The 9,519-nt window shown below is 66.4% G+C and carries 10 protein-coding genes; 4 read left to right on the top strand and 6 right to left on the bottom strand.

The window, feature by feature from the left end; genetic code table 11:
• A partial coding sequence (gene purT, locus ABZW74_RS22890) for a formate-dependent phosphoribosylglycinamide formyltransferase (protein WP_355279618.1) occupies positions 1–1,430 on the bottom strand: 1,430 nt, incomplete at its 3' end.
• 25 nt (positions 1,431–1,455) lie between these two features.
• Positions 1,456–1,797 (bottom strand): UBP-type zinc finger domain-containing protein, encoded by a 342-nt coding sequence (locus ABZW74_RS22885; RefSeq protein WP_240859318.1) that lies wholly within the window; start codon positions 1,795–1,797, stop codon positions 1,456–1,458.
• Positions 1,798–1,832: 35 nt separating this feature from the next.
• On the opposite strand from ABZW74_RS22885, the gene ABZW74_RS22880 reads away from it, so the two are divergent.
• A complete protein-coding gene (locus ABZW74_RS22880; protein ID WP_355279615.1) occupies positions 1,833–3,425 on the top strand; it encodes a Na+/H+ antiporter in 1,593 nt (530 codons plus the stop codon).
• 498 nt (positions 3,426–3,923) lie between these two features.
• On the opposite strand, the gene ABZW74_RS22875 is transcribed toward ABZW74_RS22880, so the two are convergent.
• Genes ABZW74_RS22875 through ABZW74_RS22865 form a run of 3 tightly spaced genes read right to left on the bottom strand, consistent with a single transcriptional unit; the run spans position 3,924 to position 4,854 of the window.
• A complete protein-coding gene (locus ABZW74_RS22875; protein ID WP_355279612.1) occupies positions 3,924–4,127 on the bottom strand; it encodes a hypothetical protein in 204 nt (67 codons plus the stop codon).
• A 47-nt stretch (positions 4,128–4,174) separates the two neighbouring features.
• Positions 4,175–4,609 (bottom strand): type II toxin-antitoxin system VapC family toxin, encoded by a 435-nt coding sequence (locus ABZW74_RS22870; RefSeq protein WP_240859329.1) that lies wholly within the window; start codon positions 4,607–4,609, stop codon positions 4,175–4,177.
• The gene (locus ABZW74_RS22865) at positions 4,606–4,854 is read right to left on the bottom strand and encodes a type II toxin-antitoxin system VapB family antitoxin (RefSeq protein ID WP_355279609.1); all 249 of its coding nucleotides are present in this window, start codon (positions 4,852–4,854) and stop codon (positions 4,606–4,608) included. The genes ABZW74_RS22870 and ABZW74_RS22865 overlap by 4 nt, the downstream gene beginning before the upstream one ends.
• Positions 4,855–5,098: 244 nt before the next feature.
• Between ABZW74_RS22865 and ABZW74_RS22860 the strand changes: the two genes are divergently transcribed.
• Both ABZW74_RS22860 and ABZW74_RS22855 read left to right on the top strand, forming a co-directional pair.
• Complete coding sequence (locus tag ABZW74_RS22860; RefSeq protein WP_355279606.1) at positions 5,099–6,190, top strand: Fic/DOC family N-terminal domain-containing protein; 1,092 nt, start codon at positions 5,099–5,101, stop codon at positions 6,188–6,190.
• A 36-nt stretch (positions 6,191–6,226) separates the two neighbouring features.
• Positions 6,227–7,117: a DMT family transporter gene (locus tag ABZW74_RS22855; protein WP_355279603.1), complete on the top strand. Its 891-nt coding sequence runs from the start codon at positions 6,227–6,229 to the stop codon at positions 7,115–7,117.
• On the opposite strand, the gene ABZW74_RS22850 is transcribed toward ABZW74_RS22855, so the two are convergent.
• Complete coding sequence (locus ABZW74_RS22850) at positions 7,102–8,652, bottom strand: adenylate/guanylate cyclase domain-containing protein (protein WP_355279600.1); 1,551 nt, start codon at positions 8,650–8,652, stop codon at positions 7,102–7,104. The genes ABZW74_RS22855 and ABZW74_RS22850 overlap by 16 nt on opposite strands.
• Positions 8,653–8,704: 52 nt before the next feature.
• Between ABZW74_RS22850 and ABZW74_RS22845 the strand changes: the two genes are divergently transcribed.
• Positions 8,705–9,519, top strand: an 815-nt coding sequence (locus tag ABZW74_RS22845; protein ID WP_355279597.1) for an AAA family ATPase, incomplete at its 3' end; no start/stop codon positions are given.

Below are 9,519 nucleotides of genomic sequence, written 5' to 3'. Positions count from 1 at the left end.
GGTTGCGGCACTCGGCGCTGCGCAGGCCGACCCGCGACCGGCGACACGATCGACGCCGCGCGGACCGCACGTTCGCGAGCCGTCGCCACATCGTCGGCGGTGGCCGTGACCACGCCCATCCGCCTGCGGTGGAAACTCTCCGGCTTGCCGAAGAGCCGGATGTCGGTCTCGGGCACGGTGAGTGCCACGGCGACGTTCTCGTAGCCGATCGCCGGCTGGTCGAGTTGGCCGTAGATCACCGCGGAGGCGCCCGGCGAGGCGAGCGTGACGTCGACCGGCAAGCCGAGGATCGCGCGTGCGTGCATCTCGAACTCGGACAGACGCTGCGTCGCCATCGTCACCAGGCCGGTGTCGTGGGGGCGCGGACTGACTTCCGAGAAGTAGACGTCGTCGCCCTTGACGAACAGTTCGACACCGAAAATCCCACGGCCACCGAGCTTTCCGTCACCCAGGCCGGTGGCGATGCGGGCGGCGATCGACGTCGCCGCGGCCTGCGCGTCGGCGCTCATATCGTGCGGCTGCCAGCTCTCGACGTAGTCGCCGTTGATCTGCCGGTGTCCGATCGGCGCGCAGAACGCGGTGGTGAGGCGACCGGTCTTCGGGTCGACGCAGCGGACCGTCAGCAGCGTGATCTCGTAGTCGAACTCGATGAAACCTTCGACGATGACGCGCTCGCTGCGCACCCGGCCGCCGGTGGCCGCGGTCTCCCACGCTGCCGCCAGATCGCCGGGCGTCTTCACCACCGACTGCCCCTTGCCCGACGACGACATCACCGGCTTGACCACGCACGGGTACCCGATCTGTTCGGCCGCGACCCGCAGTTCGTCGAGCGTGTCGGCGAACAGATAGGGCGACGTCGGCAGCCCGAGTTCCTCGTCGGCAAGCCGTCGGATGCCTTCGCGGTTCATCGTCGCGACCACGGCCGACGCGGTGGGGATGACCTCGGTGAGTCCGCGTTCGGCGGCGCTGACCAGGGCGTCGGTGGCGATCGCCTCGATCTCCGGGACGACGTAGGCGGGCTTGTGCTTGTCGATCAGCGCGAGCACCGCGTCCGGGTCGGTCATGTCGATGACCTCGGCGTGATGTGCGACCTGGTGGCCCGGCGCGTCGGCGTACCGGTCGACGGCGACAACCTCGACACCAAGTCGCTGGAAGGCGATGACCAGCTCTTTGCCGAGTTCGCCGGCACCGAGGACCATCACCTTGGTCGCCGTCGGGCTCAGTGGTGTGCCGATGACGTCGGGCGGACCGACGCGGCTCTCCGGCTCACCCGAGTCCTCGACGGGCTTGGGGGCGTCCGCTGCCGGCGTGGCCTGTTCCGCAGCCGGCTTGACCAGGTTTGGCGCGGGCGGCTCGGCGGGGTGTGCGGTCGGCTCGACCCAGCCTTCGCCATGCGCGTCCGGTACGACGCTGTCGCTGTTCGACGTCATCCTCAAATCCTACGTTCCCCGTCTGTCATCCCATCACCTCATGGATGTAGCACCAGCGCCACGCCTCGCCGGGCTCTGCCGAACGCATGACCGGATGCCCGGTCGCCTCGAAATGCCCGGTCGCGTGACGGCGGGGGCTGGAGTCGCAGCAACCCACATGTCCGCAAGTCAAGCACATACGCAGGTGCGCCCAATGATCCTCGCCGAGCGCGACGCAGCCTTCGCACACCCGAGAGTCTCCGGTCCGGGGCGCCGGGTCGGTGCCCGCGTCGACTCCGATCTCGCCGAGCTCCGGACACCGTGCCGCCGAGGCAGTGCCGGAGTCCGCTCCCGAACGGCTGGGTCGTTGCCTTCCGAAAATACGCATGGCCGCCATTATCCCCGCCCACTACTCTTCGACGGGTGAGTCCTGAGCTGCTGCTGGTCGCGGTCGCCGCGGTACCCATCGCGGCGCTGTGCCGCCGGTACGGGTTGTCCGCCCCACTGGTCCTGGTCACGGTCGGCCTCGCGGTGGGCTGGATACCCGGTGTGCCCGAAGTGATGCTCGAACCCGACCTGGTGCTGTTCCTGATCTTGCCGCCGCTGCTCTACTCGGCCGCCCAGGACAGCTCTTACCAGGCCATCCGCGCGAATCGGCGGGCGATCGGACTGTTGGCCGTCGGTCTTCCGCTGTTCACGACGCTGGTGGTCGGTCTGGTCGCGTACTGGACCGTGCCCAATCTGCCGCTCGCGGCCGCCATGGTGCTCGGTGCGGTCGTCGCACCGCCCGACGCGGTGTCGGCGCAGGCGATCGGTCGTCGTCTCGGGTTGCCCCGGCGGATCATGACGCTGCTGGGCGGCGAGAGCCTCCTGAACGACGCCACCGCGCTCACTGCGTTCCGGATCGCAGTGGCTGCGGTCGGCGCCACCGCAAGCCTTGCCGAAGGGCTGGCGATGTTTGCTCTCGCGGCCGTGGGCGGGGTGGTGATCGGGCTGGTCATCGGGTTCGCGGTGTCGTGGCTGCGCACCTGGCTCGACGATCCGCCGATGGAGACGGCGATCGGGATCATGGTGTCGTTCGCGACGTATTTCGCCGCAGAGGAGGCCCACGCGTCGGGCGTCATCGCGGTGGTCACCGCCGGACTGTTCCTCGGATCGCGTTCGGTCCGTGCGGGTTACGCAACCCGCCTGCAGGACGAGGCGGTGCGCAAGTCGATCGACGCGATCCTCGAGGCGTTCGTCTTCCTGCTCATCGGACTACAGATGCCCTTCCTGATCGAGGGTTTGTCCGGCGAGTCGTGGGTGCAGGTGTCCATCGATGCAGCGGCAGTGCTGGCCGCCACCATCCTGATCCGATTCGTCTGGGTGTATCCGGCCACCTACCTGCCGCGATTGTTCTCGGCGAAGATCCGTGCCCGCGAGGGCATTCCGCCGCCTGGGTGGGTGTTCGTGGTGGCGTGGTCGGGTATGCGCGGCGTGGTCTCGCTTGCCGCGGCCTTCGCCATCCCATTGACGGTGGAGCAGACCGGTGAGGATTTCCCAGGCCGGCCCGAGATTCTGTTCCTCACCTTTGTGGTGGTGATCGGCACCCTGCTGATCCAGGGCACCACGCTGCCGTGGGTGATCCGGCGCCTCGGGGTGTCGACGGACGACGAGTCCGCCGATCGTCTGGCCTACGCGGCCGCGCAGGACCGGGCGAGCCGCGAGGCCGAGCAGGTCCTCGACGGGTACGCCGCCGACATCGGTGACGACGACCCCCGACGACTCCAGGTGATGATGCTCCGCAAATGGGTCACCACCCAACGCAATTCGGCGTGGGAAGAACTCGGCCGCGGACCCGAGACCATTGGCGAGAGCCCCACCGCCGCCGGTGCCCGCATGCGCCTCGACGTCCTCAAAGTCCAGCGGTCGGTCTTCATCGACGAACACGCCGCCGGCCGCATCGGCGACGAGGTCCTCCGAATGGCACTGCGTCAGTTGGACTTCGCCGAAGCGCAAGTCGATCGCGAGGCGTGAGCACGACCGATGACCTGGGCAAATTCAGCCTGCCGAGGCGTCGCTCCCGACACTCTGTGTCCTGTTGGAGAATCTGTGTGCTGCAGCACACGGTTGACCCGACTCGGCACAGGGTGTGGTCTGAGGCCACCCATGGCACATCACCGCCCAAGTCGGGCGCGGCTTGGGCTTCGGTCTGGCCATTTCTCGCGTCGTCCTGCGAGAACTCGAGTTGAGTTGGAGAACGCGAGTGCTGCAGCACTCGCGTTCTCCGATTCGGCTCCAGTTGTCGCGGGCGCCGGCCGCGCGGAGGCTCCGGGCCGCCTATTTGCCTGGTCACGACGCCACCCGGTGGCCGCAACACTGAGGTGGAGCGCTTGCAGTTAGCGAGGAGCCTTCCTTCGCTCCCTGAGGCGCCGCCCTTGAGGAGCGAGGTTGCGAGCGTCTCGAAGGGTGCCCGAGGCGCTAGCCGAGGACCTCGAAGGGCAAGCATCCCAACAGTATTGGCACCAACGAAAGCTACGGCCACGTGATGATCGTCTTCCCGCTCGCTGCGTATCGCCAGATGACCGCGCGTCCTTCGGCGAGGGTGGGTATCCAGATCTCCAGATGGTCTTGGAGCAGGGCGCCCAGCGTCATCCACCGTCCGGCGGTGGCGGGTGGCACGGCGAAATGCACGCAGAGGGGTACGACAAGAATTCTCGGGCCGACAAAACTATCCACACGCGGAGTCTGTGGGCTGGGTGCCTATACAGTTCGGTTCGGGTTCATCACGACTTTGGGGCGCGATACTCCTCGCCATGTTCATAGATTTCGTCCAACGCAGACCTGACGCCGGTGTGTGAGAAGTCGTCGCCCTTCCACAGAAGCGACTCATTCCTGTGAATTGCCAATGCATACGAAAAGCAGTCACCGAAATTCAGCTTGGCGGGGTGCCCGCTGCCTCGCCCAAAGTCCCGATACGCTTGCCGACCTATGCCGATCTCCGCCACCGAAGTCGGTTCCACCTGCACGCCGATGTCAGCGAACCATGCATCGAACTCTCGGCTCGTTTGCGGTGTTCCGCGCTGGTCCATCACGATGCAGCACTCAAGATAGGTGCCGGCCGACATCCGGAGGCCACCAAGGGCAAGAGCAGCGGCGTAAGTCTCTGCATCCTCTTCGTCGAACACCACCGCCATCACTGCTGAGGTGTCCACAATCATGCGGGTAGACCTCGGTCGTCATACAGAAATGCAGTCGGGTCCTCGCCGGGCTCCAACGGTACGAGTTGCGCCCCGATCCGGGCACCGCTCCGGCGAATTTCTTCACCACGACCCGACTGTGCCTGGACTCGCAGGTGCAACTGCTCGACGGCGCGTCGGACCACGGCAGTCTGACTGTCCCCGGTCAGAGCGGAGATCTCCTTCACGAGAGCATGAACTTTCTCATCCTTGATGTTGAGCGCCATCTTCTACCCTTCTAGACAGGTTCAGGTAGAACGCTACCCTCAAAGGCGCAGCGCTGTATGTGCTGGCTGTGGTCATCGAGCGCAACGACGGTCGGCTGATGCCGCGACAACGCGTCGGCGCCCGGTGAGCAGCGTTCCGCGGAACGCGGGCGACGTGCAAAGACTGCGTACACGTCGCCACGGACATGTAAAGAATTCTTGGAAATCTTTACATGTCACGTCCACGCGTGTCAGGCTTGGGTCCGTGACCAGGTGGAATCCGGAGAAGCCGTACAACGCGCTTCCGCCGCCACCCGCGTCCAACGAGGTGGAGACCGCATCCGTCCTCAAGGCTGCCATCTCCGCGAACCGGTCGCTGGCCCGGCTCGACCAGGCGGCGATCTCGATTCCGAACCCCACAGTGTTGATCAACACGATCCCGCTGATCGAGGCGCAGGCGAGCTCGGAGATCGAGAACATCGTCACCACCACCGACGATCTGTTCAGGTTCCTCGACGACGACGACGGCGCGGACTCCGCGACGCGGGAGGCGCTGAGGTATCGGACTGCCCTGCGCGTCGGCTTCGACGAGACGCTGAATCGTCCGATCACCTCGGCGACTGCGATCACGGTGTGCAGCACCATCAAAGGCCACGACATGCGAGTACGGGATCTCCCCGGCACGCGCCTGGCGCACCCAGTGACCGGTGCAGTCACCTACAGCCCACCCGAGGGACAAGACGTCGTCGTACAAAAGCTCCACGAGTGGGAGACCTACATCCACGCCGACGACGGACTCGATCCACTGATCCGGATGACCGTAGGCCACTATCAATTCGAGGCGATTCATCCGTTCGCCGACGGTAACGGCCGAACCGGACGCATCCTGAACATCTTGTTCCTCCGGCAGTCCGGACTGCTCGAGTCGCCTATCCTCTACCTTTCGCGCTACATCATCGCCACCAAGGCCGACTACTACCGGCTACTCCTGGCCGTCACCGCCGAGGAGGCGTGGGAGGAATGGCTGTTGTACATGCTTCGGGGAGTGGAGCTTTCCTCCGAGTCCACGCTCCGCAAGATCGCCGCGATCCGCGAACTCGAAGACACGTACGCGCAACGGGCACGGGAGTTCACACGCGGCAGCGTCGATGTCGAGCTGATGGCCGTCTTGTTCGAGCAGCCCTATTGCCGCATCTCGACCGTCATCGAACGCTGCGGCGTGTCGCGTCCCACCGCAACGAAATGGCTCAACGCCCTCGCCGAGGCCGGCCTGCTGGAAGATGTACGCGCCGGACGCGATCGATTGTTCATCAATCGGGAGCTTCTCGATATCCTCACTCGTACCGAGCTCCGATGACGGTCTGACAGATCTACCCATCCAGGAGGATGCCACGTGATCCTGCCGATCATCCTCGCGTTGACCGCCGCGCTGCTGTTTGCCGTGGCGTCGGTGTGGCAAGCGGAAGGTACGCGTGGTCTGCCGACGGAGGGCGCCACCGGTGCGGGATTCCTGGTGACGCTGGCCAGACGCAAGACCTGGCTGATGGGTATCGGCGCCGACATTCTCGGCTTCGTCGTGCAGGCGTGGGCGCTGGCGGTGGGCAGCCTGATGCTGGTGCAGCCACTGTTGGTCAGCACCCTACTGTTCGCACTCCCGCTGGCCGCCATCTCCGAGAAGCGCCGACTGGTGGCACGCGAGTGGTTCTGGGCCGCACTACTTTTCGCATCTCTCGTCGTCTTCATCGTGCTCGGGCAGCCGACGAAAGGCATCGATGCCCCGGCGTTCGCGCACTGGATCCTCCCGCTCGCGCTCATCATCCCGGTGGTCGCGGTCTGCGTTGGCGTCGGATCGCGTCTGCCGCACGGGGTGTCGCGCTCGCTGACGCTGGCGATCGCCGCCGGTGTGCTGCTCGGGGTCTCGGCCCCGCTGACCAAGACGGCCATCTCGGCCTTCGACGACGGAGTCCTGCACGGTCTGCTCGGCTGGGAGTTCTGGGGCATGGCGGTGGCGGCCACCCTGGGCACGCTCTGGCAACAATCGAGCTATCAGGCCGGTTCCGTGCAGACCAGCCTCCCAACGGTCACAGTCCTCAAGCCAGTGGTGGCAATGGCGTTGGGGCTGACCATCTATCAGGAGGGACTGCGGGTCGACACCGCGGGCGACATCGCCGTCGTCGCAGCGCTCGCCGTCATGGCAACAGCGACGATCATGCTCGGACGACTGTCGGGGCCGGCCGACGAACAGCCCGCCGACGCGACCGCCCGAAGCTACTCCGACATCTGAGCCGCGTACACCACTGTCTCCTCGGTACGACCCCGCAGCGACGTCGACTCCTGACGCTCCCAGCGTCGGGCTTCCTTCTCCGACGCCGCATCCACCGCCCGGCCCGACGCCAACGGCCGACTCGGGTCACGCTTGGCCAGCTCCGACAGTCGTGCGCTTTCGTTGACCGGGTCGCCGATCACGGTGTACTCGAATCGTTCTATCGCGCCGACGTTTCCGGCGACGACCGGCCCGTGGCTGACGCCGATTCCGGCGGAGAGCTCCGGCACTTCGATGGCCAGGTCCGCGGCGATCTGCCGGGCCGCGGCCAGCGCGGCACCCGCGGCATCGTCGAGGTCGATGGGCGCCCCGAAGATCGCGAGCACCGCGTCGCCCTCGAATTTGTTGACCAGGCCCCGACGGTTCTCCACCGACGCCACGATCACCGCGAAGAACTTGTTGAGGATCTCCACCACCTCGGTCGGATTGCGTTCGGCGGCAAGCGTTGTCGAGCCGATCACGTCGACGAACAGGGTTGCGACCGTGCGCTCGGTGCCGCCGAGTTCGGGGTCGGAGCTCAGCGCTGCCTCGGCGACGTCGTGGCCGACGTGCCGCCCGAACAGGTCGCGCATCCGCTCGCGCTCGCGCAGTCCGCCGACCATCGTGTTGAAACCGACCTGGAGGTCACCGAGTTCGGTGCCGTCGTAGACGACGAGGTCGGCGTCGTCGAGGTTGCCCGACTGCACCTTGTTCATGCCCGCGCGGACGCTGCGGATGGGTCCGGTGATGCTCAGGCTCGACAGGAAGGTCAGCACCAGACCGGTGAACAGCGCGATGAGGCCGAGCACCGTGACACCCACAAACAGGTCGAGCTTGCTGGTCTCGTCACGAGCGAGTCCGAACGCCACGACGAGCAGGATCCCGACGATGGGAATGGCCGAACCGATGAGCCAGGAGACGATCGCACGCGAGCGCACGCCGCTGCGTTTGCGTCGACGGTAGCCCGCGGAGATTATCTCGGCCGAGATCGGACGGAGGGTGAAGTCGATGAGCAGATAGGCGATCGTCACCACGACGACACCACCCATGCTGACGACCAAGAGGATCTTGGGGATCAGCTCCGGGTCGAGGATGCCGTACATGAGTGTGAACATCACCGTGGCGATCGCCCACAACGCACCCTGAACGGCGGTGAGGCGCCACGGAACCCGCTGCGCCCGGCGAGCGTCCTTCGCGGTCGGCGGCCGATCGCGGATCGCCCACTTCAGGTCACGGACCACCACGACCGTCCCCCACCCGATACCGACGACGAAGGCCATGGCGACATAGATGGGCAGCGCGACGAAGTTGACCCACCACAACTCTGGCTGAAACACCGACGGCTGTGGGATGCCGACAGACGTCAGCGACACCACGAGAATGGCCCCGATGAGGTTGGCCACCACGATCGAGGCGGTCAGGAGGGTCTGAATGCGGACACGCTGCCGGAAGTTGCTCTCGTTCACCGATCCCAGCAGGATCGAGCCGTAGTCGCGGCTGCCCCGCTTGGCACGCATGGGTGCAAGCTTCTCATGCACCCCGACCCCACACCCGCATTAGCATGGGCACATGTCCGCGCCGAGGATCAGCGAGCGGCGCACCATCGTGAGCGAGATCGAATCCGTGCTGGCCCGCGCGCATTCCGACGGCACACGCGACGTACCCAGAACGCTCGTCATCACCGCAGGCCCGGGCAGCGGCAAGACCCATACGCTGCGCGCGCTGACCGACGGGCTGGTAGGGCAGGTCCGGTTCGCGGGAGCCGACGAACTCTCGTGGCGACAGCCGTTCGGGGTGGCCGCCGACCTTCTCGGCGCCGAACTGCCCGCGCCGATACCCGGAGGGTTCGGCGACAAACTCTATGCGCTCGTCGACGCGATGTGCGCCGAGCGCCCATTCGTCCTGGTGCTCGACGACGCGCACAACGCCGACGCGGCGAGCCTCGAACTGATCTTCCGGCTCTCGGGCGCCGCACGCGATCTACCACTGGTGATTCTGCTCAGCCGCCGACACCTACCGGAGCGCGAACTCCTGGTCCGGCTCCTCGCCCGCCCCGGCGTGCACGAGTGGCAACTGCCGCCCCTCGCCGACGCCGAGCTCGATGCGCTGACCGTCGAATACCTGGGTGCGACGCCGGATTCCGCACTGCGGGCCCTGCTCTCGACGTCCGGCGGCAATCCCATGCACGCGATCTCGCTGTTGCGTTCGCTGGAACAATCGCACCGACTCGACATCTCGGACGGCGCCGCGTCCGTCATCCCCGGCACCGACGCCGACCTGGGCACCGAGACAACCGATGTCATCGCCGGCCATCTTGCGCTCCTCGGCCCCGACGCCCGCGCTCTCGCCCAGAAACTCGCGGTGTGGGGCGGTCCGGCAACGCT

This window comes from Gordonia sp. NPDC003585 (assembly GCF_040610755.1).
GTDB lineage: Bacteria > Actinomycetota > Actinomycetes > Mycobacteriales > Mycobacteriaceae > Gordonia.
The sequence above is the reverse complement of the archived record's forward strand: the minus strand, read 5'-3'. Positions and strand labels throughout refer to the sequence as shown.

Bases quoted from the DNA above. Each gene is read 5' to 3' on its own strand.
- ABZW74_RS22885 (WP_240859318.1), bottom strand. From the start codon at position 1,797: ATGCGTATTTTCGGAAGGCAACGACCCAGCCGTTCGGGAGCGGACTCC.
- ABZW74_RS22870 (WP_240859329.1), bottom strand. From the start codon at position 4,609: ATGATTGTGGACACCTCAGCAGTGATGGCGGTGGTGTTCGACGAAGAG.
- ABZW74_RS22865 (WP_355279609.1), bottom strand. From the start codon at position 4,854: ATGGCGCTCAACATCAAGGATGAGAAAGTTCATGCTCTCGTGAAGGAG.
- ABZW74_RS22850 (WP_355279600.1), bottom strand. From the start codon at position 8,652: ATGCGTGCCAAGCGGGGCAGCCGCGACTACGGCTCGATCCTGCTGGGA.